Raw genomic sequence first — 26,128 nt, 5'->3', positions numbered from 1 at the left:
ACAATAGTTGTATATAAAATAGCCTTTGTTGTAGATTACTACGGCATAGGCTATTTTATATTGTTAATATATTTAATACGGAAGTTGACTGGCGCACTCTCCCGATTTAAACTTTGATTTTTTAACTGTCGTCCTCTCATATAGATAAATCTTTTTGAGGATTACTCCAATTATTATTATAAATTTATTGTACTGTTTGATATTTTCCTAATTTGGAACGTTGACGTGTTTTACATACTTAATAAATAGCTAAAAGCAAGTCCGCTGGAGGAAGCTTGCTTTTTGATAAAGCTTTGACAACTCAAAAATCATTTGTCTATATTAATCACTAATAGAAATTTATGAGAATTATTGCGAATACTTAATATGTAATTTAAAACCATAAAACCTTACATATTTCTTTTAACAATTACTATAATCCATCGTAAGTATTAAAACAATGCTAACTCTTATGGTACTTAATCAAAATTTCCCCTTAATTAACGAAGGTTGTATTTTTGACTTTCCAGTCTTCAAGTTTAATGCTAACCCAAAATCCATAGATACCTAGTGTAATAACTGTCAGAAGTAGCCATTTAATCCAGTTACCAAACAAGCCAACCGCTGAACCGTTAAATTCCATTCTATGCCCATCAACCACCGTATGGTTAATTTTCCAGCCGTAAACCATACATAACGCCCACGGATAGCAAATACCAAACGTGCACACTGTAATAAGTGTTCCCAAGATACTCCAACCAATGAAGCTCAAAAGGCCACCATCAAAGAAAGACTGACGTCCCCATTTTGATTCTGGTCCATAGTTACTTCCTGCATTAACGTTTATGTTAATATTTTCTGCCATAACACACACTCCTTTGCTAGTTTATCGTGATTAGCGCACGTATTTTATTTAATATAACCTTGCATATTTTACCACAAAAATTTAACTTTCTTAAACTTTTTAAACGTTTAGTTATTTCATTCATACCAATAAGCTCAAAAACTTCAATCAATGCTGCTATGGTCTAAGAAAACAGCTAAAATACTAGCTTTAATTCTGTTCCTCTCATTGCCAGATATATTAAGTAATTCATCTATTTCTTCCCACTTAAATTTCATTTCACTATACAGAACGTATGTTTCAAGAAAATATATAAAAACGAGTTTGCATTCAATTCCTTTTATTATTAAAACTTCATTTGTTAAATGTAACTATGTATCTCCTATTCTTTATCCTCCTTTAAAATAAAAAGCACCCGAATGGATGCCAAGATTAAACATTTCTGATTTCCTTCCTCCCTTTAATATTCTAGCGCTTTGATATGCGTATTGATTAAACCAAAAACAGGGATATAATTGCGGATGCTCGTTACATCCGGTGTGTTAAAATCAACCCATAAATCATGAACTCGTTATGCTTACCTAGTGCTACCTGTAAAATAATCATAATCAAATGTGTTTCATGATTATTTGCTTCTCCAATTGAGTCATCTTCTTTGATACCTGCAACATTAAAATAGCGAAGTACTACATAATTCATGTCACTTGCCTGACTCACCAACAAGTGAAAATGCCGCAAAATGCATTACACCTTCAATTTTCTTTTCTTGAGAGAAGACTTCATACATGAATTTCTTATGACGTCTATCCCCCCCTCGTATAAACGTGCTTTTTCATGTAACGATTCGATATGACCAGTCAATAGATTATCGATTACAGCTACTTCATAGCCATTGATGATTAATTGCATGACGACATGTGAGCCAATATATCCTGCACCACTTAAAATAAATACTGGCATCTAGTCATTACCTATCGATTTATACTTTGTAATTCCTTGATAAAACGATCAAACCCTGCTCTACCCTCTTTATTCACCTTATAAACACCCGCATCTTCTAAGACGCGTTCAAATTTCTTTGCAACTTTAATTTGAAGAAATCTTTTAATGTTCTCTTCTGTATATCCCCCCTGGACTTTTAATTCATCTGCCCATTTTTGATGGATTTTTGGAACATTTCCCCCCTTATCTAACAAATACAGCTCTACTTCATAAAGCTCCATAATCAAACGTGGGGGGAGAATTGCTAGGCCCATGACTTCAATAAGTCCTATATTTTCCTTTTTAATATGTTGTACATCTGGATGTGGATGAAAAATTCCATCAGGGTATACTTCACTCACATTATTATCACGAAGTACAAGATCAATTTCGTACTTTTCTTTACGTCGCCGCACAATTGGTGTAATTGTATGATGTTTTGTACCATCTTTTGATTGCGCACGAATTTGTAAGGATTCATCTGAATAGTTCTTCCAAATTTCATGTATATAGGTACTGGCATTAATGAGTTCTTCTTTATTTAGAGAAGACAGACGAATCACACTCATTGGCCAGTTGACGATACCACAAGAAGTATTTGGATAGGCAGGCAATTCAAATGTTTTAAGAACGTTAGCCTTTGCCATTGGAAAGTTATGGCGTCCGGCTTGATAATGATCATGGCTTAAGATAGACCCTCCTACAATAGGTAAATCCGCATTTGAACCAATGAAGTAGTGTGGCATTGTTTCTACAAAACTAAACAAACGAGAAAATGCCTCACGAGAAATTTTCATTGGACGATGCTTTTTGGATAATACGATGGAGTGTTCATTAAAGTATGCATATGGTGAATATTGAAACCCCCACCCTTCCCCATCTAGCTCAATATTAATAATTCGGTGATTGCTTCTACCTGGATGGTTCAAGCGACCGAAATACCCTTCATTTTCAATACAAAGTAAACATTTTGGATAATTACCCTTCGTTGTATTTCTAGCTGCCATGATCTCTTTGGGATCTTTCTCTGGCTTGGATAAATTAATAGTAATCTCCAGTTCGCCATATTTTGATTCTGCTACATATTGAATATTTTTTTCAATCGCACGTGTCTTTATATAATCATTTCGTTTACTAAGTTCAAAGAAATAATCCGTTGCTTGTTTAGGACTTTTACGATATGCCCTCTGAAAATTTGCATTAACCTTAGATGGAAGTGGCGTAATCACATCCATTAAAAGCGCTTCAAGCATTTCACAATTAACTGGATTTTTAGAGATTTTTAGATTTTCCATCGCTTTATCTATCAGTGTATTTAACAGCACATGTGGGTCCATTTCGACTACGCTAGTAATCTCCCCCATGTCCGATTCGCCAATCAAACGTAATAGTTGATTGTGCGTATAAATTCGGTCAGTTTCCTCAATGGCTCCATTATTAATTGCAAGAGTAGTAAAATCATAAATTGCTTGGCTTGTTTCCATCTTTTTCACCCCATTCATCATCCGATTGCTGTAGTTCCACTACCAATGTGTGCTACATAAAAGACAGGCGCATATCCTACAAATTTAAGATATTCATCATAAACGTTGTTTTTAAAAGCATGGACTTTACTTTCTTTTACTAATGCAATGGCGCATCCACCAAATCCAGCCCCAGTCATACGTGCCCCAAGTACACCCTCTTGTTTTTGTGCAGTGGCGACTAATGTATCTAATTCCAACCCAGTAACTTCATAATCATCTCTTAAAGATGCATGAGAAGCATTCAATAGCTTTCCGAATTCTTCTAAATCATTTGCAGTAAGAGCTTCTTTTGCTTTTTTTGTGCGCTCATTTTCATAAACTGCATGCTTGGCGCGTTTAATTAAGGTTTCATCCCCAATAAGATTTTGATTTTCATCAAATTCTGCTTTGCTTAGTTCTCCAAGTGTCTTAATTTCTAACTTTGTTTGGAGACATGCGAGTGCTTCTTCACATTCAGCACGGCGTTCATTATATTTTGAATCTGCTAGTTCTCGGCGCTTATTTGTATTCATAATTACAATAGCATAATCATTCAAAACCACTGGTACCATTTCATACTCTAACGTATTGGTATCTAGGAGAATTGCTTTGTCTTCTTCACCAAATCCAATGGCAAACTGATCCATGATACCAGAGTTCACACCAATAAATTCATTCTCAACTTTTTTACCCATTTTTACTAATTCGAGTCGTGTTACATCTAAGTTGAACAGGTCTTCTAATACTACGCCCACAAGTAATTCAAGTGAAGCACTACTTGAAAGTCCTGCGCCATTTGGAATCGTCCCTTCAACTAATAATTCAAAACCAGAGTCTATTTTATGGCCAGCTTCTTTCAACGTTAAAATTACCCCTTTTACATAATTTGCCCAATTATCATTTCTATCGTAATTTAGTTCATTTACGGTAAAGCCAATCACTCCAAGCTTCTCAAAGTTCGTTGAATAAACTAATACTCTATCATCCTCACGACGCCTAGCCACTCCATAAGTTCCATATGTAATAGAAGCTGGGAATACATACCCACCATTGTAGTCTGTATGTTCACCGATTAAGTTGATACGTCCTGGAGAAAAATATTGAGTTGTTTCTTGATCTCCAAATATCTCAGAAAATTTTAAAGCCAGCTCACGTTTCTTTTCCATAAATATAAACCTCCCTTTTGCATCCGTTTTAAATAAGTTTCGATAGCGGTATCTAATCCTTCTATACATGTTTCATATTTTAAGGGACTATCAAAAATATGCTCTCAAATAATATGAAATTCTGTCGCTGTTTGATAAGTTGAATCCGCCCTAAGAACCATATCCCCAAAATCAGAAAACTGTTCAGCACCTGGACAAACCTGTGTTTCAAAAGTAATTCCTCCATGGTTTGCAAGTTGCTTACCATGCATGAGCGGTGTATTCCCACCAAAATTTGCTGTAAAGATGACGACGCTGGGTTCTTCTGTGGCTACTTCAATAGAAACCACTTCATCTGGGCTAGTGAGTTTCACTGAACTATGTGATAGTTCAGGTTGATTCAAGAAGAAAGGATGATCAATTCCACCCACTAATTCTTTTTGAACAAAATTACTACTGAAGGTTTCTTTGAGTTTAACTGGCTTTCTAAAATCAAATGCAGTCCCTTCTACGGGTAACTTCACACCAATTGGAACACCTTCCGAATCTAGTGGTGCAAACCTATCACTATCCACCCATAATGTGTGTTCATTTACGGGTTGCGCTACATCACCAGTTAAGTTGAAGTATACGTGGTTTGTTGGATTGAATAAGGTATCTTTGTCACTTGTCGCTCTAGTTTCCACTTTCCAAACATTGGTGTTAGTCAATGTATAACGTATCTCAATATCAAGGTTCCCCGGAAAGCCATTTTCACCATGTGGGCTCACCATATGAAATATCACTGAGGTCTCATCATTATTCTCGACAACACAATATTGCCACTTTTTACTTTCAAATCCTGGAGTACCGCCATGTAAAGTGTTCCCGTTTTTCTCATCAACTTGTACTTTATAGATTTCCCCGTCAATTTGAAAAGTTCCATTTCGAATTCGTCCAGCTACACGTCCGATTGAGGCACCAATATATAAATCCTTTTCAAGGTATTCCTTTGCTGTATCAAAACAAAGTATAAGCTCACGTAAGCCATTCGATGTCGGTACCTTCAAACTCGTAATACGAGCTCCTAGGTCTGAAACTGTCAATTGCAGGCCGTTCAGATTGGTAATAGTGATACTCGTATAACCAGCACCGAAATCTTTTGTTGTAATGTTCATTTTAGATATCACCTACTCCTTTATTTAGAGTGAGAATGAGCAAGTGCAGCTCTAGAATTGAAATCATCCGCTGCTTTCTTATCATGATTTAGCCTTGCTTCTAATTCTTTGACAATTTGTACATGCTTTTTCTCTGTCAATGTAATCTTCCATGCGAAAATAATAGCGGAAAAAATCATGAGTACTGCTGGAAGATAAAACGCATAAAGATGGAATGTCGAAACACCATTAGCAGTAATATCTTCTGCTGTAGCATTGCCAGTCATCCCAGAAGCAACAGCTACAAACCCAACGATTCCGTTTGATAAAGCTCCCGCAATTTTATCGAGTAATGGACGAATTGATAATGTCACAGCTTCATTTCGGGTACCATTTTTCCATTGTCCATATTCAACTGAGTCAGTAATAGTCATTAAAGCTGAAAGGAAAATTAGTTGCTGAGGAAAATAGAAGAGCACCAATCCCACAATGACTATCGGTAAACTTGTTCCAGCTAAAGCGAAACATACGTATGCCAGAATCATCATTACAATACCGCCAATATATACAAAACGTCTTGAAATTAACTTCGTGAGTGTTGGGAAAAGCGGAACAGCAATTACACCTAGTACAGCTGCAATTAATCCCACAATCCAGAACTCACCTGAATTTCCTAAAATATATTTGAAGTAGAAGAATAACACAGCAGTAGTTGCAACATTTGCAATGGCATATGCAATATATGATAGTGCTAACCACATCAACTGATCATTTTTCCCAATAGCTTTAAAAATGTCTTTAAAGGTTGCTTTTTCTTGTTGCTGACGAATTACACTTTCATTTTCTTTTGTGCCAAACGCTGCAATAATGGCTGTCCCTCCAGAAATAACAGCTGCAATTAAACCGAACCAAAACCAACCAGAGGCGCCTTGAGAATGTTCTCCAGTTATCAAGAAAGTAAAGAAGGTGACGATCGGTACAACTGCGAGCGTAGTCCCATTCGCACCAAGTGATGAACCAAGTCGTGCAAACGTTGCTAATTTTTCTCTTTCCTTGGTTTCAGTGCTTAGCGCTGGAATCATCGACCAAAAAGCAATATCCTTAAATGAATAAAAACTATCGAGTAAGATGTAAACAATTGCAAACAAAATGATGAATAACGTAGTATTATGAATTGCAAGACCAAAGAAATTGGTAAATATGCATACAAGAAGAATAGAACTAACTAAGCCACCAACAACTAACCAAGGCTTAAACTTTCCGAATCTCGTTTTTGTATTGTCAATTATTCCTCCAATAATCGGATCGAAAATAATTTCTACCAATCGGATTACTACAATTAAACTCGTAACAATTCCAATCATTTTTCCCGCTGTTTCTTTATCTGCCCCAGTGAACATCGCACTCGTAACAAAGACCATAAAATAGGTGCTCAAAGTTACATAAAATATGTCATGACCAAATGCACCTAAAGCATAGGAAACACGTTGTTTTAATTTACCATCCATTTTCATTCCCCTTTTTGTGAAGTTCCCCTCCGCTTGGTTTTAATAACAGAGAGAAAGCGTTTTCAAAGTTGCGCATAAAAAAATAACGAACTACATTAATCTTCCTATGGTTATCTTTTTCATGTATAGTTTAACAAGAAAACGTTTTCTGTTTTATATCATTTTGTGACCTTGATTTAACCTTTTGTTGCATTTCTTCCTTCAAAAGGTATATTGGTTATAGTAATCTCGAAGAAGGGAGAAGCACATGGAACAAGCCGTATTTATAAAAAAAGAACACCACCACTTCTCGAGCGAACTTTATTTTGATTTTTGTGGGTTTTCAAAAACACTACCTTTTCATGCATTTGGTCCTGCTGTACGTAACAGCTACATTATTCATGTCGTGCTGGATGGAAAAGGGAAGTACTATGTAAAAGATAAAAAATATTCATTAAAGCAAGGGGATCTTTTTCTTATTCCTCCAGGAGAGTCTACCTTTTATCGTTCGGACGCAGAGGAACCATGGCTGTATGCATGGCTTTCATTTGGCGGGAAGGTTGCAGAAGAAATTATTAACTTTTCAAATTTTAAAGGTGATAACTACGCTGTTACCTCAACTAATATTCAACAATATTTGGAGATTATTTTGGAGTGTATGAATTGCTCCTACAGTACATTAGAAGATGAATTAAAATTGAATGAGTTAACCTATCGTTTTTTAAGATTATTTCTTACAGATGGTAGCTCACTCTCACCAGGAGTAAAACAAAAATTTTCACGACTCGCAAATGATGCCATGATTTATATTGGAGAGCATTATATAGAGGAAATTACCGTAAGTGAAGTAGCAAATCACCTTGCGGTCAATCGAAGCCATCTTTCTCGAGTATTTCAAAATCATTTTGGGATGAGCATGAAGGACTGGATTATAAGGATGCGTATTAATCACGCAGCGTATTTACTTTCAATGACTAATGAATCGGTAGAAAATATATCTTATCAGGTGGGTTTTCATAGTTTAGCAGCCTTTAGCCGCATATTTAAAAAAGTGACTAAGGAAACTCCTACGCACTACCGAAAACGTATGTCAAAAGATAATTTCCAATCAACCTCTTTATTAGACTTAAAGTTATTACTAGATAAACAAGATATTATTTCACGAGCCACCTAGAAAAAATAAAAATAAATTTTGTAAACTTACTAAAATTAATTTATATAAGTTCCAAACTAAATGTTTAATGATTATATGGGGGATCGCCAGCATTTCGGAAAAAAACCACGCTACGCAAAAAATAAGCTGTCCAGATGGACAGCTTATTTACATAAAATTCGTTATTGGAAGTAAAAAAGGTATTACATGCTATTCCGAATGCAATAAAACAAATAAAATGCCAAGATAACAACAGTAATAATATTTGATGCTGTTCTAAAAGTTTTGTTTTCATATGTTTTATTTAACAAGAAGAAGAACAAAACGACCCAGACCCCGTTGGAAAAGAATAATGTTAGTGCATTGAAAATAACTCGAAACACAAACATAGAGTCTTCCATTAGCTTTTCACCCCAGTTATTTTCCTTATTATACCATTCTTAAAAAGTGATGTGCGGTGTTTTTTTGATTGTATATCCTATACATTCTCGGTTAACATAACGTCCTATTATCGGTAGCAAGGAAAAAGGGGAATCCTTACTCTCAGAAGGAATCCCCTTTTTTATTTTCTATAAAGCTATTCATCTTTTTATGCATTCCTATTATGGCGCGGTTTTAGGTTTCTCGTTTGTTACTGGATTAACCGAAAAACTGTATAAAATCTCGTATGCTCTTAGCGTGGTTTTTTTCCAAAATGCTGGCGGTACCCCATGCCCATCAACTTTATCAAACTTTAAAACAAGGTAATATTATTTTCGGAAGATTAGATCGGATAAAAAGAAAGCAAGGTGTTTCGAATAGTTAATTATAACCGTAAAGAGCATTTAAAACAGCTTCATCAAGAAAGAAAAGAGAAGACCTATATAAAGGTCGATGAGGCTATTAAAAGGCTCGTAAGAGCTAATGAGAACATTAATTTTAATAGCGTTGCAAGTGAAGCTGGTGTAGCTAAGGCAACATTATATAACCATTCCGACCTTAGGGAACGAATCGAGACATTACGTCAGCAACAATCGCAATCCTTAACTCAACAACAAATAAAACGTAAAATGAACGATAACAATAAGGAAGCTCTTATTGAATCGCTTAAACGTAAGAATAAGAAGTTAGAAGAAGAAAATAAAAAATTACGTAAGCAATTGAAAGTTGCTTATGCAGAGGTTTATAAAAAGTTCTAGTTTATAAGGAATTTATTATTAAACAATCGACCATTTAATTGAATAAGACTACACAAAAAGTCGCTTTCCCTTACGTAAGGAAAGTGACTTTTTCGATTGATTTCCCCCTTGTTATCAAGCTTTTTACTTTAAGTTCCTTTGACTAATTTTGAAAATGTTGTTGACTATTCAGTTGAACTGTATTAAGTTATTATTAAGTTGAACTATATAGTCAAACTGAATAAAGGGTGAGTATATGAAACATAAATTATTACCGTTGTCTGAAACCATGCATTATATTTTATTAGCCATGCGTGAGCCACTCCATGGCTATGCCGTAATGCAGAAGATAGAAAAGATAAGTAACGGTACTGTTATTTTAGCAGCTGGTACATTATACGGTGCGATTGAAAACTTGAATAAGCATGGTTGGATTGAACCTGTTGGAGAGTCCGGTCGGAGAAAAGTTTATATGATAACTGCAGAAGGAAGCGCTATTTTGAAAATGGAACAAAACAGGTTATTGCATATTTTATCCCTGTACGAAGGAAGTGAATCGAATGAAGAAATTTAGTAAGATGTTTTTTGATATTGAAAAAGAGGAGCAATGGCTGAACGAGCAATTACAAAAAGGCTATCGTTGTACAAATATTAGTGGATTAGGAATATACACTTTCGAAAAAACTGACAAGAGATATGTTATACGACTTGATTATCAAGATTATTTACCTAAGAAAAAGTTGGTTGAATACAAAGGGATATATGAGGATTTCGGTTGGAACTATATAAAAGGGCCCTGGCTTAGTGGAATACGGTATTGGCAAAAAGAAGATGATGATCAAAATGAAATCTTCTCGGATCGCCAATCAAAGGATAATCATTATAAAAAATTAATGAATTATTCATTTTGGTTGGTTATGCTGTGTTTAGCTTATTCTTATATGTTTTACAAGGATTCGGGATTATATCATGAAGGTCTTTGGAGTATGAAAGGTTCATTATTTTGGAAGGCATTTTTATTTGAAACTCCATTTGTCCTTTTGAAGTTGTCTTCCACACTTCTGTTTGTTTTTTTTGGTATCAATTTCTATAAAACTTATCGAAAGTATTCAATGTTAAAAGAAAAATAAACGTTTTTTAAATTTTCCAGAATCGGGTGCGATTGTGGAGCAAGAAGTAAAGGAGTGATACATATTAGTCAATGACTAATATGTATCACTCCTTATTTTTTATGACTTTTTTTGATTTAGGTCTTGATAATGTAAATTAAACAACTATATTATCTCCGGACATCTTATTGTATAATTTCCTTAATAATCGGTACCTTCTATATAATCATTAGGTTAAACTTTTATAATGCTTTCAGAATAAAAACGTGATGTCTTTTATGGCAACCAAGTTTATTTTTATCGTTTTGGGGGGACATTAAAAACTTAAGTTGATGGGCATGGACTGAATCCCCTTGTTGTAGATTTTTATTTTATTATTAATAATTACGGTATATGAAATTATTAATAATAAAATAAAAAAAGCTCCCCTGAAAGGAGCTCCTTACCTTACAAAACATTTAAGAAATCATTCTATTACCAGCTCTACTTAAGATTTGGAGCATGGTTATAACTCATTCACCCCTGTTTGTTACGATAAATCATTGGTCAAAGACTATTCTTTTTCTGTGTATTATTTCAAGCTCTTTAGATGTTTTCTTTTTGTGAAATTTACCTCAAAACAAATTAACTAGATAACAAAACGTAAAATAACAATGCAGCAGCTTCTTGCCGTTTCATACTTTGTTTTGATAGATAATCTGCTGATCCATCTTCATTATATATAACCTCAGGCCCTACTAAACGATGACCTACAATGTTTTTCACGGATTCTATTGCCCAATCATCAGTGTCTCCCTTTAATGTTGCATCTGCAGATGGCGCTCCTAACATTTTTAAATACTGCCAAGTAATCCATGCTGCTTCTTGTCTAGTAATTGCACGGTCTGGATGGAATTGTTCTCCTTCTTTTTCATATAAAATACCAATTTCATATAACTTTTGAATATGTGGTGCATACGGATGATTTTTCACATCAGTAAACACTGGTTCTTTTTTTGAAGGTGGTGCAAAGTAAGCAATTTGAGATAACCAATAAACAAATTCTGCTCGTGTAAGAGAAGATTCTGGAGTGAAATTCCCCTCCTTATTGGCTTGTAATACCTCGTATTGATGCAAGGGATCTATAAATTTAGCATATGGATGATTTTCATCTACGTCTTTAAATCTCTCAGGCTCACTTAACTTTAACGCTGAGCTGCCAGAGTTCCAATGTATCATTTCTTTCACAGTACCATCTTTGTGAAGTTTAAATGCCATATAATTCCCTTTTTCATCCTCAAATAGTAAAGGGTCTATTTGTTTTAGCTCCTGTTTACCATAAACCTTATCAGTTACATATAACTTTCCTTCACTTATGTTCACATGTGACACTAGGTTTTTTAATCTCAAATCACGGTAAACCCCTTCAAATTTCTTTAATTCTTCTTCATTAGGGTTTAAATATTCAGGCTTTGTCTTATCTGGGAAATATTCATTCATAAAATCATCAAATACTTCAACAGGTAGTGCTGAACTATCTTTATTTGTAACTACAAAAACTCCAATTTTATGCTCAGGAATTAACCACATTAAAGATGAAAAACCTGGTATATTTCCACCTTTCCCAAACACATATTGCCCATTATGACTTTGCGGTGAAAAGAACTCAAATCCGTATGTCATATTAGGGTATTTGGGATGTAAAGCAAATTTTGTTTTTTGCATATCTTCTACGGTTTCTTTTTGTAGTATTTGGTTATTTTTATATTTACCATCATTCAATTGAGCAATCATAAAATTGGCTACATCACTTCCTGTAGAAAACATACTCCCTTGTGGCATATCTGTTGGTCTTGTTTGATAAAATGGAATGGCATTACCTTTAGCATCATATCCTGTTGCAAGCTTTTCTTTAATAAAATTAGTCATAACAAAACTGCTATTATGCATTTCTAAAGGGTAAAAAATATTCTTGGCCATATATTTGTAAAAAGGTGTGTTTGTCAGACTTTGAACAATATACCCTTGAAGCATAGAAGCAAAATTATCATATGTATATGTATCTCCTGGCTTTCTCACTACTGTGGGCATATTATCTTCTACATAATCTTTAAGCATAGTATAATCATTCTCTTGATAATGGATATCCTCTGGTCTAGGATCTACGTAATCAAACCCTGTTGTATGGGTAAGTAAATGTCCCATTGTAACTGGTTCACCCATTTTATTTTGATACTTTAATCCCCCCATATAATTTACTATATCTCTATTTATATCAATTTTACCTTGTTCAACTAACTGCATGACAGCACTAGCAGTAAAAACTTTTGATATTGACGCTAATCGAAAAACTGTTTTTTTAGGATCGATGGGAGTATTCTTTTCTTTATCGGAAAATCCAAATCCCTTTTGAAATAAAATTTGATTATCCTTTACAACGACAAGAGCTACACCAGCTGCGTTTTCTTTTTTCATTTTCTCTGGAATTACTTTATTGGTAAATGCTTCTACATCTTTAGGATTTAATGTTATAGGTGCAACAGTTTCGGCTTTTGAATAATTGCTCCCCAGAAAAAAAAACAAAAAACATACACTTACAGCTACTAACCTTTGAAAATAAATTTTCATTCCTTTATTCTTATTACCCAAATTAATTCCCCCTTTAATACTAGATTTATTGATTATACATCTATAGGTTAACCAACCATATTCTACCACTGCATTGATATTTTTTCTAATTTTATTTCAATTCTGTCATTTATTAATTTTTCTCCTTTAGAAGTAGTCTATATATTATTAAGTCTTAGTTATAGAAAATGCTAGACACTCTTTAATATAGGACTTCCCAGAAGTTTTTTCATAACATCCTACTTAGAGAAGACAACCATCGTTTATAATCAATAAAAATTGGCTATTTGGTGATGCGAGTACTATTAATGATCGATCTAATTTTTTTGAGAAGTTAGATAAAATTAAAAGATAGACCTACTGCATTATTTACTGGAAAAGATTACGGATATGGAGTGAAGATGACCTAATTGGCATCTTCACTCCATATCCAGCAATCAATCTCATAATATGCTAATATATAGATATTGATATTAGGAGGATTTAGATGATGAAGAAATCAGTATTAGCAGTTGGTTTATCGGTTGTAATGCTAGCAGCTTGCGACGAAAAAGAAATAGTTCAAAAGGAGCAACCAAAAACACAACAAACAACGGCGAAAACAGAACAACCAAAAGATGAGCAGACACGAATGGTGAAAAGTGTTGAACGTAGAACCAAGGAGATTATAGAATATTTCGGTGGTATTGTAACAACGGTTGAATTAAATAAAGAAAGTAACTTGTATGTCTTATATGTTTTCGTTGATAAAACAGCATTGTCAAATGCTGACGAAGGCCTACGGAAAAATTTTAGCTATAGAACAAGAACAAAGTTAAAAGACGCCGTTGCGCAGAGTGGCTTGCAAGAATACGACAAAACAACCATAAGATACTTCACATCAGATGGTAAAACAGAAATCGAATTTGAATAAGCACTCACGGGAGTGCTTTTTATTTTCACTTGTTATTTCAAGGGACGGAAGATTGTTCCGAACTTTTGACAATTAACCAAGGTACGTAAAATTATTACGCTCTTTTCTTTCAATGCATCTTAACTTTGATTCTTTCTCATTATTATAAAAGCTACCATTCTAGCAAGAATAGAACTAGTTAATGGATCAATTATTACAGTTAAAAAATCGTTCAAAAGCGTACTCCCTTTGAATTCCCCCCACTTTCACTTCATTTAAAAATGAGGGATTCCTAAGTAAAGATTCTTTCAAACTCTAATTTATTTGACTATCCCCGCATCCCTTACGGTTTGAAGCCTCATCGCTTCATTCTTTAAAATAAAAAATTGTGAAATCTTATAGCATTATGTAAGACATTTGATATCAAATATACTACATTCACTATGAAATTAGTTTATTTATAGGATTTCTATTGATAAACAAGGTACTAAATTGACTCTTAAGAAGTCATTACCATTGCATTTGTCGAAAAATTGAAAAAATATGTGTAGATAGATATCATCTTAAATACATATATAATTAATTTTAATTCTCTGACATAATTCCACATAATTCTTAAACCAGTTTTTTGTGCATTATTAAATAGAATATTACACAATGTCAGTCTTTAAAAGATTATATATCAAAACTTTAAGAGAGGAAGATAAACTATGAAGATGAAAAGAAAAATCATGATGACAACAGCACTTGCAGCTACGTTAGCTACAGGTGCACTACCTTCTACATCAGTGTTTGCTGCAGAAAAAGAGGCTCCTATCCAACAAAAAGAGGCACAAATGAGTATTCAACCATTAGCACAAAATAATTTAGAAACAGCTGTTAATGCTGCCTTAAATGGTCCAGAAGTCAAAAAAATAAAAGTATTTGAGCATGAATTTAATGTAAAAGAAATAGAAGTAGTAAATCTAGGTGGAGGAAAAAAATATGTTAAAGGACAAATTTCTCATCATTTAAGTTTCCGTCCAGATGATCAATTTTATTATGAGTTTACTGTGCAAGATGGAAAAGTAGTAGATAAGCCTGTATTTAATATTGATAGAGGTGGTTGGACACCATTTGCTGCTCCACTTTTATCAATTCTTGCTGCGTATAATGGAATTCCAGTTAATCCAAATGATTTAAATGCACTTGGTCAGCAGCTTGGGAAAGTTATAGACGGAAGCTGGGAACATGCAGCTCAATCTATCGCAACTGTAGTTAGTCTAAGTTTTAATGAGTAGAATCTTTTAATTTTTATTAGCATTGTAGGGACCACTTTTCCTGAATAGCCTTGTTTTAAGAAATTCCTGAAACAGCTATAAATAGATTTTTACCGCTCACTCACATTATCTTAATTTGTTAACCACCTTTTCATTCATAATATGTCACAAAATAGAAGTCTTTTTAAGGCTTCTGTTTTGTTTGTATACAATACAGCAAAAAGCTTATTTTTTACCTATCTTTGCTTCAATTCTTTAAGAATCTATTTGGCTATTAGATACAATTCATTACAATAAACTAATAATATTTCAAGTTAGCTCACTACCCTTTTTTCAATTACAAAAATTCATTGCATTAGGAATAATAAACAATAAATATAGTAAAGAACCATCTTATTATAGCTATTGTTTAAAAATCAGGAGAGATATAATGATTAAAATGAAAATGAAAAATTTCTTTAAAGATAGCATCCTCACTTGTTTTACACTGGCTAGTTTAAGTACACCATCTACTATTTTAGCTGATAGTCATCCAGGTTATTCCTATGAACCTAATCTAGGTTACCAAAATCCATCATGGATGTCAGAAGTAGCAGATTCAACAAAATTAAGTGAAATATCTATTCCAGGAACTCATGGCACAATGGCTTTACATGGAGCAAGTTTTCTTGATGAAAATTTGACAAGAAATCAAACTATGAGTCTACCCCAACAATTAAATTCTGGAATTCGATATGTAGATATGCGTGTTAAACGTGTAAAAGATTCTTTTGCAATGTACCATGGTATTGTCAATCAAAAAGCAGTTTTTGAAGATGTATTAAAAGAAGCAATTCAATTTTTGAGAGATTATCCTACAGAAACAATTTTAATGCGCTTAAAGGAAGAAACTACTCCCGAAAGTGGATCCCTATCATTTGAGGAGATATTTTTAAAATATAAAAACGTTAATGCTTCATATTTTTGGGATCCTAATTCTGTACCAACTATAGACAGAAACAACCCTACTTTAGGAGATATCCGGGGTAAAATTGTAATCTTACAAAACTTTACATCCTCTCAATTGTACGGTATTGATTACGATGGTTTGAATATACAAGATAAATTTGAAATTGGAAGCGGACCAGACGAAATATATGAAAAATGGGATGCGATAAAAAACCATTTACAAAGTGCAAATACTAACTATAATAATGGAAAAATATATCTTAATCATTTTAGTGGTACGGGTGGTGCAGCCGCATTTTTAAATAATGTATATCCTTGGTTTGTTGCAAGCGGAAAAGAGAATAGAAATACTGATAGTAGTCCTAAGTTAATTCAAACAAATTTCACTAATTCGTGGAGTGATTTTCCCCGCGATAGAAATGGGCAAGTATATTATGGTGGGATGAATACACTTGGGACAGAACTCTTACAGCAAGGTAGAATTAGACATTCTGGTATTATCGCAGCTGATTTTCCTGGGCCAGGTTTAATTGATAGTATCATTAAATTAAATGGTGTACATTCGAATGAAAAAGAGATATTAATTTCGCAAATTCCATCCGAATCTAGTCCTTTATCTGGACAAAAAAATCGTTCTAGTCAAAACTTTAAAATTGATAATTTACCTGTAGGTACTAAAGAATTAAAATGGGTTATTGAGCCTTCAGAGAAAGATCATCCTTCTACTATCTCTTTCAATGTAATGATTGATGTTTCCTTAGGTACCGATTCTATTCGTTGGAAAAATATTTCACATGAATCTAGGACTGAGGCTTACACAAATACTAAATATTATATCGCAAGTCCAATTGGTGCCACTAGCAAATTCACTGTGAAAATATACGCTATTACAAATTAGAAAATAAAAGAATCCCATTGGAGTTCCTTTTTGAAGGAATACCGCTGGGATTCTTTTCTGATTTCATTTCGTCAACATTAGAATGGTAATTAAATTTGTTAGCATATCATTTAAACCATTAACGGATTTCTATTTGCAACGACCCTTTACTTTCAAAGAAAAACCTAAAAATGTTAACTACATTTTCCCACTTATCATTTATTCAAAACTGGCTTCCAAAGCGATAGGGCAAAAATCCAATTTGTGTCACCATTGCCTTGATAATCTTGAACTGCTTCATACACTTTTCCCTCATGTACTACTCTATCACCTTTTGTATATGCTTTTCTTGCATCCCATTTTTCATATGTGGAATCCTCTGACTTTGTTACTACATTTAATACATCACTTCTACTAGATTCATTTCCAGCTAAATCAACCGCCGTCACTACATATTTATACGATGTATTAGCCTTTAATTCTTTATCCATAAAGGATGTATTAGCCGTTGTCCCAATTTTATTCATAACTCCAAAGCTTTCTCTATATACAATATAATGGTCTACACCTACATTATCTTCAGACGGACTCCACATCAAATCAACAGTGGTCGCTGTTGTACTCATACTATGTAATCCTTTCGGTTGGGTCGGAGCTTCTATATCTGGGATTTCATTTGTTGTCTTAACCTTTAGTTCTTCACTTTCTTTTGATATGTTTCCAGCAGAGTCTAACGCCTTTATTGTATAGGTATATTCCGTATTTGCTTTTAGTTTTTTATCTATAAATGTTGTACCTGGTACCGTATCAATTACTTCCCCATTGCGTAACACTTGATATTCCTTTACACCTATATTATCCGTAGAAGCCTTCCATGTTAGTGCAACACTATTGGCAGTAACTTTAGACGCATTTAATTCAGTTGGTTGACTTGGAGCTACTGTATCGGGAGTTTCATTATTTACTAGATTTACATCAATTACATTATAAAACGCATTTGACGTATCTGCTACATCCCATACAGCTAAAATAACATGATAACCATTGCGATCAGTTGGTACATTAATTGTATGTGTTAAATTATTTGATGCGGCAGAACCATCATGTTTCACAGTTCCAATTGGCTCTAATTCAGCACGTGTTAATGGTTTATTAGGATCCCATCCCTTTTTTGTAATGTAATAATGCCATTTACTTGTAGGATGTGCAGCTGTATATTTCCATGTAAAGGTATTTGCTCCACCTTTAATCGTGTTTTTGAACCAGCGATTTGATGTTTGTTGGTCAAGAATTCCTCCAAACAGTCCTCCTGCCGAAGCGATTTTCCCATCAATCGGTCCCCCATCTGGGAACCCTTTAGGTGCTTCTAGGCTTTGAGGTTCGTACATTATATTTCCACAATTTAAATTCAACGCTCCATAATTCTGACTACATAAAGCAGCACGACTGCTTGGCTTTTCAACAAATCCATGTGCATAAGCACTTTGAGGAATCATAGTAATAGCCGTCACCCCTGCGGCTAAAACACAAGCACCAATGCCTTTTTTACTTTTTCTTAATCTTTCAAATTTAGATGTAAATTTCAAATTCATTCTTGTCCCCCCAATATATTATTGCTATCGCTAATATAATAGCAATATAGAGATAAACGAACAAATTACTAATAAATATACTAATATCTCTCATACATTGGTACGTTTATTATTATTTTTAATCTCATATAAAAATAAAATAAATACAATAAGTCTATTTTGTAACATTATGTATTAATAGAGCAATGAAACCCCCTCTTATTTTCACAAAAAATTCAAATGTTAATTTAAAGAATTATATTTAACCTTATGTAAAAAAATACAGTTTTAAAGTAAAAAAGTCTGGAAGAAACTGATATTATCAGTTCCTTCCAGACTTCACATTCCCATTATATAACTTGCAAATAAGTCATTTCTAAAGCTAAATTCACGCATATTTTCTAAATCTTAAAAAATACAATAAATAACCTACTTATATTCACATGGTGAATGCACACAAATCCTTTAATCTTAGACATTTACTCCTATAACCACATAACTACTGTAATTTATATATTGATTTACTTCAGAATGTTCAAACTCATATAATAAAATTACCAGGCAAAATGAACTACTCACCACTTAGCAAAACATAAAGTGGGGGCTTCTCAGTTACACGACGAAATTAACCTTTCGTTTCCCTGATCGTTTTGTCCAACTTAACTTTATAGTCCTTTTTAATAGTCATCTCCTACCCTATTAATCCTTATTTTAAACAAATCATCAAGAGATTGATTATGTAAGATAAGAAAAGAGAATTATAAATCCAATTTTAACCATAAATTTCTACCAATTTATTATATTATTTTTACCTAATAAGGTACAGAAACAAAGGGAAAAACTTCAGTATGTTTGAGGTTTTCACTAACGTTTTTAGGGTGAAACGTTTAAAGGGTACATTACTGAATTTTATTAAATGTCCCTGTACCTAGTATTTAAATTAACTTATGTCAAAATATTTTACAATACAAGTATGAAACGTTACATATTTCTATATTTAATGATACATTTCATCAACTTATCTCCCCTAATCTTTATGCTAAATATAGGAATTAAAGCTCATTGAGATATAATTTTAGAATTCTCATAATAGCAAATGAATAGATTAGGCACATAACTGTCACAAATTAATGACTTATCCATTTTCTCAACCATGAAAACTTTATTACCACTTCAATATTTACACTTAAACTAAAACACATCTATACTCACAATTAATTAATAATCTTTCAAATGAGTCAATTGTTTTATATTTTTTATTTTTTTATTGTACATTTATACATTTGATGTTAGGATTATGCCTATTAAAATTGAATCCCAACGATTCTTCTTTATAATTCCTATATTTTTATTATCAAATAAAAATATAGATTCTAAAACACGATCAAAATCAAAACAAAAATGTCGTTATTTCACAATGATGTCATGAAATACCTTTAGAATGGAAAGACATATGCAACAACGTGTTAAGGGGTTACAGGGGGAACAAAAATGAGAGACTTTTTTGATGATAAGTATAAAAATATTGAATTAAAAAGGAGGTTAATCAATTTAATAAGTGAAATTAGCGAATTCAAAGGAAAATTAGCTGCTTATCAGGAACAAAACCCTGACATATTTAATAATTTAGAAAGAACTATACCACTACATTACATAAAAAATTTCACAACTATTTATGAAGATGTAAAAGTTCCTCATAAAAGATTAAAAGAGCTTATTTTAGATGATATAGTACCTCAAAATATCTCGGAAGATGCTATTTTTTGTTATTATCAAACACTTTCTTTTGTACATAAAAACTCCTGTACTTTATTAATTAATCCAGCAACTATACAGGAATTACATTTTCAACTAATACATTACCTTACCTCTGACAGTGCCAATTGGCGTGAAAAACCTTTTATTATTCCAGGTATTCCCGAGCATGGAATGCACTTGAATAGTTACCGCATTCTTCCACATGAACTTATCCCACAGTTTATGGAGCAATTATGTGATCAATACAACTCATTAAATACTAGTAAGGGGCTACATTCGCTTTTATTAATAGCTCGTTTTATATTAAATTTTTATTGCATAGTCCCTTTCAATCAAGGTAATGGCAGGCTAGCATTTATGTTAATGCAGTTGTTGCTAATTAAGAGTGGACATACATTTGTAAAATATGTATGTTTGGATAAGTATATTAAGAAAAATGAATCTGAATATTACAATTCGATTTATAAATCTTCGGTAAATTGGTACTGCGAGGAACATAATAGTAGCTTTTGGTTAAAAACGTTTTTAACTATTATATTAGAGGCTTACAAAGATCTGCATAACACCGTTCTAGATTCTATATGTAAACATACTAAAGTTGAGAGAATTCAGGATTTTATATTTAAACAAAAACAACCCTTTACTAAGGAAAGTATTCGTAACAGATATCCAGACATTGCAGAGAGTACAATTAGTAAGGCTTTAAATTCCTTGCAATTATTTGGCCATATTAAGCTAGTTACAAAAGGAAGAAACGCAAAGTGGACTAAAGTTTGACCATATTTTTAAAACTCTTACAGCTCAAAAATTCAATTATAACGTTAGCAATCGTTTCAATGATTTTGGGCTCAAATTCATTGAATTATATTTTAAGCTATTATTACTACTTTAATTATTTCTAATTCTTACACAACTTTTTATAGGAAAAGGTACGTTTCCCTCCACCTTTTCCTATAAAAATATTAGATATTAATACAGAAAAAATGTCGAAAAAAGTCGTAATTTAATATTCTTTCTTTATTTTCTGGTTGTAAACGTTTCATTTTCATGTTACCATCTTAATCAAACAATAGATGGTAATACGACTGAAAGTATTTCTTTCCCTTAGAAACATATAAACGTACGGTAATATCAAGAAAGTAAGGCCAAAGAAATATTTGATACCTAACAAAATAACCAATAGGAATTTTGCACATATATTTTTCTGTTAATTCAGAAAAAACATTTTGTCCCTAAACAAAATTTGTTAGCGTGCAAAGTTCAATTACACTAGAACACCCAAATAATTGTAATTTCCTTTTTTATCGAGCATTAAGATATGAAAAAAATTCTTCCTAGAAAATTCAGCTGATTAACTTAAAGAGATCTAAATTACTGCCTTAAATGCCATCTATTGTTGATAACATATTTACCAACTATAAAAAAGAGCCCATCAAGGGTTCTTTTTTATTATAATCATTCAAATTTCAATTCTAACTCAATACTTAGATTTCCACACAAATTACCTCTACTTTTTTGCTCTCAACTATTAATTTTTATTCCCAAGTTGTTTAAATTTGTGAATAAAATTACATCAACTAAAAATAATAAATACAACTAATCGTTACATATTAAAGAGGTGTCAATATTGTCCTTAAATGAAGAAACCTTAGAAACTAAAACCAATAATACCATTGAAAAAATCCAAACAAGTAACTTAAAAGAACTTAAAAATACTTTAGATAATATCTTTGATATTAGTGCCGATTTAATTGAACACCCTTTGCAATTAAAAACAAACACGAATATTTTACTATATTATTTTGAAGGCCTTACAGATGGTGTCGCTTTAAAAGGAAATGTTGTTACACCATTATTACAAAAAGTAAATGAAGACAGTCAAATATTTAATTCTAATATTATTGCTACTCATACCAAAATAGTATATACATGGAATGAAATTAAAGAAGGATTACTTGAGGGTCAATGTGTTCTATTTATGGAAGGAGAAAAGCGGTCACTTTTAATAAATACAAAAGGTTGGGCAGAAAGAGCAATTCAAGAACCAATTTCAGAAGTTACTATTAAAGGATCCCATGATGGATTTATTGAAAATGCCACAAAAAATATAGGCTTAATTCGTCGATATCTTCCTTCTACAGAGTTGAAAATCAAAAAGCTGACGATTGGAGAACGAGCCACTTCTTTCGTCTATTTAATTTACTTAGGTGATGTCGCGAGCGTAGATGTAGTCCAAGAAATAGAAAACAGAATATGTAGAATTAAAACGGATGCGATATTAAGCATTGGTGAGCTATCTAATTTTACAAAGGATCAAAATTGGACTCCTTTTCCACAGGCTTATTTAAGCGAACGCCCAGATGCCATTTCAAATCATATACTCGATGGAAAAGTAGCAGTGTTAATGGATAGATCCCCTGGTGCAATGATTGTTCCAATGAATTTAATTGGATTCTTTCAAACTCCAGATGATTATAATATTCATTGGCTCATTGCTTCATTTTTTCGCGTATTACGATTTGCGGGATTTATTATAGCTATTTTTTTACCCGCATTTTATATTGCTATAGTCTCTTTTCACTTTGAAATCATTCCTATAGATTTATACACTTCTATTGCAACGTCAAGAGTCAAAGTCCCGTTCTCTCCCTTATTGGAAGCTTTTATAATGGAAATCACACTAGAAATGCTACGTGAAGCTGGTATTCGCTTACCACAACCAATTGGACAAACCATTGGAATTGTTGGAGGAATTGTAATTGGACAGGCGGCTGTTCAAGCTGGGCTTGTTAGTAACGTTATGGTTATTATCGTATCTATTACAGCCATTGCCTCATTTATTGTTTCTAATTATGATTTATCGAGTTCTATACGCCTTATTCGTTTTCCAATGATGTTATTGGCTTACTTTTATGGGATTGTAGGTATTGTTAGTGGATTAATGCTCTTATTTGCTCATTTTGTTTCACTAACTTCTTATGGTTCACCATACGGATTGCCAATAGCACCATTTCGTCTCCAAGAGTTAAAAGATTCTTTTGTAAGATTTCCTATTTCTATGCTTACCAGCCGCTCGAGTATAGGTCAGCCGAAACAAAGAAAGAAAAAAGAAGGTGGTTCACATGGGGAATCTTAAGTTTCAAAAATTAACTTTATTCGAATTCATTATTTTCATTCATTCACTGCAACTTGCATCTGGTATGTTAATTATGCCAAGCCCACTTGCTACCACGGCAGGGACAGATGGCTGGATTTCGATTATTCTTGGATGGATAGCTACTTCTATAATTGGCGTGTTTATTATATTAATGTTACAAAAAAATCCTAACAAAAACTTCTCACAAATCTTAAAAACATACTTTGGTAAATGGATAGGGACAATTCTTTTTCTTTTATATGCCTTTTATCTATTTTTTGCTGGCTTCAATACTTTATTAAAGGCAACTAATATTGTAAAAGTGTGGATATTCCCTTCCACTCCTGCTTATCAAATCACCATATTATTACTATTACCTTTTATTATTTTAGCTCTGAGTGGGTTAAGGGCTCTTACTAGTTATTCTATGCTTGTTTTCTTCTTCACTACTTGGATGCCACTATTTCTTCTTTTTTCACTAAAGAGTAACTACAACCCTTTACACCTACTACCTATTTTTAAAGAGGGATTATACCCTATTTTAAAGGCAACAAAAGAAACTATTACTCCTTATGCTGGCTTAGAAATTGCATATTATATATATCCGTTCTTGCAAAAAAAACAAAAGGCCATAAAAGGACTACTAATAGCTAATACTGGAACTATGATTTTCTATCTATATGTGACTATTCTTTCTTATATATACTTTAGTCCCGAGGGGATAAAAGACGTAATTTGGCCCGTATTTCATTTGTTAAAAGGGGTTCGTTTTTCTTTCGTGGAACGTTTAGAAATTATTTATATCGCTTACTATTTAATTGTATTCTCCACTACTTTATATCCGTATTTATTTTTCAGTTTTAAATCTATGACCATATCACTTCAAAAAAACGCCCGAAATTGGGCGCTACTTGCTTTTGTGTTATTTATAGTTGGCCTATTTATTTTCGTAAATCCCGATGTAGATCAATATTTGTTTATTTATTCTCTTATGGATATCTTAAATGTCATTTTCTTTATTCTATTACCGATCTTATTTTTCGTTTACAGTATTCTTTTTACTTGGGTTACTAGGAGGAAACAACTTTGATTCGAAAATGGATATGGATTGTAATTTGTTGTGTATATATAATTGGTTGTAGTCAGAGAATTCCTCTTGAAAAGGTTTCATTAATCCTGTTAATTGGCCTGGATAGAACTTCTAATGGAGACATAAAAGTTGGAACAAGTATACCACTCTTTCATCATAAACAGCCAAAAAGTACTATAGAACATTGGACACAAGCATCAACTGTATATACTGGATTCAGTAAGATAGATACGAAGTTAACGGGCTTTATGACAGCTTCCAAAGCTGAAATCATTTTAATTGGGAAAAAATTAGCGCAAGAAGCAAATTGGTTGCAGGAGCTTGATTCTTCTTACCGTGATCCTTACGCTACCATTAATGCTAAAATAGTACTTGTAGATGGATCTGCAGAAGAAATTTTTAAAATTCACAAGCCTAGTAAACCATCACTTTCATCTTATATAAATGGTGTAATCGAATCCTCCATTCAAAATAACCAATCCGTCTCTTCTACAATTCAACAATTAATGAGAGAACAAAAMGAAGAAGGAATGACGCAAACTGTTCCATTTATTAAAAAAACAAAGAATGAAATCGACACGGTAGGAATTGCATTTTTAAATCGCCAAGGGAAATACTTAACTCATATTCCTAAAAAAGATGTTAAATTTTTCAATCTTATAAATAAGCCAAAAAGTAACGGCCGAATGATACTACACCTTGCGCTTCCGCCTAAAAAATCAAACAAAAAAACAAACACTTCTATCTTCATACAGAATGCGACAAGGAAGGTAGATGTTACTTTTCAAAACGGAAAGTTTATATTTAATCTCGATATCAATGCCAATGTAGCTTTAATAGAAAAAACCAATCCGAATTTAAAGAAGGGGCACTATGATAATAAAAAAAATATAAATAATTTAAAAAGTGCTATTGAAAAAGAAATTAATAATAATTTAAAAAGTATATTAAATGAGATACAGCAGAATAAAATTGATCCAATTGGATTATCCCTATACGCTAGAGCCTTTCAATATAAAGAGTGGAAAAAAGTAAAAGGAGATTGGTTACAATCGTTAGCAGAGGCTAAAATAAATGTAAAAACACACGTCAAAATAAAAGATACTGGGACCATTAGAAATTAGTCTAGTATTTAATAGCATTTCTTAATGGAATTTTCCATCTTCAATAATTATTATGTAAAAGATGCTAATTCAAAGAAAAATCTACTGGTTAAATGCTAACCAATAGATTTTTCTTTTTTATCTAAGGATTTTTTAAAAGGATTAAAATTTTACTGAAGTAAACAAGGACAGGTTTCTAATTTAGGTTGCTGGAGAATATATAACCCTCGTGTAATCTCCCTACCACTTTCATTCCAATGGCAACTCCATGATATAACATCAAAGATTAAATTCCTTAACTTAGGCATTTTGATTTTTTAAGTTTGTATGAATGTATTGGCTTTATCTACTTTGATATATAGGTCCACATCAATATATTATTGCATCATAT

The 26,128-nt window shown here is 32.8% G+C and carries 19 protein-coding genes and 2 pseudogenes; 12 read left to right on the top strand and 9 right to left on the bottom strand.

What is annotated here, in order from left to right; genetic code table 11:
• Positions 1-475: 475 nt before the first annotated feature.
• The 6 genes and pseudogenes from AC1DMU_RS27275 to AC1DMU_RS27250 all read right to left on the bottom strand — a co-directional run bounded on the left by AC1DMU_RS27275 (position 476) and on the right by AC1DMU_RS27250 (position 7,098).
• A complete protein-coding gene (locus tag AC1DMU_RS27275; protein ID WP_088063483.1) occupies positions 476-844 on the bottom strand; it encodes a DUF898 family protein in 369 nt (122 codons plus the stop codon).
• A 392-nt stretch (positions 845-1,236) separates the two neighbouring features.
• Positions 1,237-1,783, bottom strand: a pseudogene (locus AC1DMU_RS27270) (NAD-dependent epimerase/dehydratase family protein); the annotation flags it as partial.
• 11 nt (positions 1,784-1,794) lie between these two features.
• Positions 1,795-3,309, bottom strand: coding sequence for a UDP-glucose--hexose-1-phosphate uridylyltransferase (gene galT, locus AC1DMU_RS27265; protein WP_088063484.1), 1,515 nt, complete (start codon positions 3,307-3,309; stop codon positions 1,795-1,797).
• Positions 3,306-4,475 carry a galactokinase gene (locus tag AC1DMU_RS27260; RefSeq protein ID WP_097890962.1) on the bottom strand — a complete coding sequence of 390 codons (1,170 nt, stop codon included), beginning with the start codon at positions 4,473-4,475 and terminating at the stop codon, positions 3,306-3,308. The genes galT and AC1DMU_RS27260 overlap by 4 nt, the downstream gene beginning before the upstream one ends.
• Positions 4,476-4,579: 104 nt before the next feature.
• Positions 4,580-5,611: a galactose-1-epimerase gene (locus tag AC1DMU_RS27255; protein ID WP_215559222.1), complete on the bottom strand. Its 1,032-nt coding sequence runs from the start codon at positions 5,609-5,611 to the stop codon at positions 4,580-4,582.
• Positions 5,612-5,631: 20 nt separating this feature from the next.
• On the bottom strand, positions 5,632-7,098 hold the full coding sequence (locus AC1DMU_RS27250; RefSeq protein ID WP_476941650.1) for a glycoside-pentoside-hexuronide (GPH):cation symporter: 1,467 nt from the start codon (positions 7,096-7,098) through the stop codon (positions 5,632-5,634).
• A gap of 247 nt (positions 7,099-7,345) precedes the next feature.
• On the opposite strand from AC1DMU_RS27250, the gene AC1DMU_RS27245 reads away from it, so the two are divergent.
• Positions 7,346-8,251 carry an AraC family transcriptional regulator gene (locus tag AC1DMU_RS27245; protein WP_215559220.1) on the top strand — a complete coding sequence of 302 codons (906 nt, stop codon included), beginning with the start codon at positions 7,346-7,348 and terminating at the stop codon, positions 8,249-8,251.
• A gap of 182 nt (positions 8,252-8,433) precedes the next feature.
• Here the strand turns inward: AC1DMU_RS27245 and AC1DMU_RS27240 are convergent, their stop codons facing one another.
• Positions 8,434-8,631 (bottom strand): hypothetical protein, encoded by a 198-nt coding sequence (locus AC1DMU_RS27240; RefSeq protein ID WP_350453587.1) that lies wholly within the window; start codon positions 8,629-8,631, stop codon positions 8,434-8,436.
• Between the two features lie 396 nt (positions 8,632-9,027).
• Here AC1DMU_RS27240 and AC1DMU_RS27235 point away from each other — a divergent pair, with 396 nt between their 5' ends.
• From AC1DMU_RS27235 to AC1DMU_RS27225, 3 genes are all read left to right on the top strand, one after another.
• The gene (locus AC1DMU_RS27235) at positions 9,028-9,408 is read left to right on the top strand and encodes a DUF6262 family protein (RefSeq protein WP_098134184.1); all 381 of its coding nucleotides are present in this window, start codon (positions 9,028-9,030) and stop codon (positions 9,406-9,408) included.
• Positions 9,409-9,643: 235 nt separating this feature from the next.
• Entirely contained in the window at positions 9,644-9,961 is a 318-nt protein-coding gene (locus tag AC1DMU_RS27230; RefSeq protein WP_017151361.1) for a PadR family transcriptional regulator, read from the top strand.
• Complete coding sequence (locus AC1DMU_RS27225; RefSeq protein ID WP_000714572.1) at positions 9,948-10,517, top strand: DUF2812 domain-containing protein; 570 nt, start codon at positions 9,948-9,950, stop codon at positions 10,515-10,517. The genes AC1DMU_RS27230 and AC1DMU_RS27225 overlap by 14 nt, the downstream gene beginning before the upstream one ends.
• 603 nt (positions 10,518-11,120) lie before the next feature.
• Here AC1DMU_RS27225 and AC1DMU_RS27220 read toward each other — a convergent pair.
• Complete coding sequence (locus tag AC1DMU_RS27220) at positions 11,121-13,103, bottom strand: serine hydrolase domain-containing protein (protein ID WP_215559297.1); 1,983 nt, start codon at positions 13,101-13,103, stop codon at positions 11,121-11,123.
• Between the two features lie 274 nt (positions 13,104-13,377).
• Here AC1DMU_RS27220 and AC1DMU_RS27215 point away from each other — a divergent pair.
• From AC1DMU_RS27215 to AC1DMU_RS27200, 4 genes and pseudogenes are all read left to right on the top strand, one after another.
• A pseudogene (locus AC1DMU_RS27215) lies at positions 13,378-13,486 on the top strand (NTD biosynthesis operon regulator NtdR); the annotation flags it as partial.
• Between the two features lie 104 nt (positions 13,487-13,590).
• Positions 13,591-14,016 (top strand): hypothetical protein, encoded by a 426-nt coding sequence (locus AC1DMU_RS27210; RefSeq protein WP_476941649.1) that lies wholly within the window; start codon positions 13,591-13,593, stop codon positions 14,014-14,016.
• 689 nt (positions 14,017-14,705) lie between these two features.
• Positions 14,706-15,275: a methyltransferase gene (locus AC1DMU_RS27205; RefSeq protein ID WP_073515827.1), complete on the top strand. Its 570-nt coding sequence runs from the start codon at positions 14,706-14,708 to the stop codon at positions 15,273-15,275.
• A 409-nt stretch (positions 15,276-15,684) separates the two neighbouring features.
• The gene (locus AC1DMU_RS27200) at positions 15,685-17,100 is read left to right on the top strand and encodes a phosphatidylinositol-specific phospholipase C (protein WP_476941648.1); all 1,416 of its coding nucleotides are present in this window, start codon (positions 15,685-15,687) and stop codon (positions 17,098-17,100) included.
• Positions 17,101-17,294: 194 nt separating this feature from the next.
• On the opposite strand, the gene AC1DMU_RS27195 is transcribed toward AC1DMU_RS27200, so the two are convergent.
• Positions 17,295-18,671, bottom strand: a complete 1,377-nt coding sequence (locus tag AC1DMU_RS27195) for a lytic polysaccharide monooxygenase (protein ID WP_088063493.1) — start codon at positions 18,669-18,671, stop codon at positions 17,295-17,297.
• 1,470 nt (positions 18,672-20,141) lie between these two features.
• Between AC1DMU_RS27195 and AC1DMU_RS27190 the strand changes: the two genes are divergently transcribed.
• From AC1DMU_RS27190 to AC1DMU_RS27175, 4 genes are all read left to right on the top strand, one after another.
• Complete coding sequence (locus tag AC1DMU_RS27190) at positions 20,142-21,185, top strand: Fic family protein (protein WP_097891985.1); 1,044 nt, start codon at positions 20,142-20,144, stop codon at positions 21,183-21,185.
• Between the two features lie 850 nt (positions 21,186-22,035).
• Positions 22,036-23,544 (top strand): spore germination protein, encoded by a 1,509-nt coding sequence (locus AC1DMU_RS27185; RefSeq protein ID WP_476941647.1) that lies wholly within the window; start codon positions 22,036-22,038, stop codon positions 23,542-23,544.
• The gene (locus tag AC1DMU_RS27180) at positions 23,531-24,634 is read left to right on the top strand and encodes a GerAB/ArcD/ProY family transporter (RefSeq protein ID WP_097891992.1); all 1,104 of its coding nucleotides are present in this window, start codon (positions 23,531-23,533) and stop codon (positions 24,632-24,634) included. The genes AC1DMU_RS27185 and AC1DMU_RS27180 overlap by 14 nt, the downstream gene beginning before the upstream one ends.
• On the top strand, positions 24,631-25,758 hold the full coding sequence (locus AC1DMU_RS27175; RefSeq protein WP_476941646.1) for a Ger(x)C family spore germination protein: 1,128 nt from the start codon (positions 24,631-24,633) through the stop codon (positions 25,756-25,758). Before AC1DMU_RS27180 ends, AC1DMU_RS27175 begins: the two co-directional genes overlap by 4 nt.
• The last annotated feature ends 370 nt before the right edge of the window (positions 25,759-26,128 follow it).

The organism is Bacillus sp. 01N45 (genome assembly GCF_056399205.1).
This window is presented reverse-complemented; position numbering and strand designations above follow the sequence as displayed.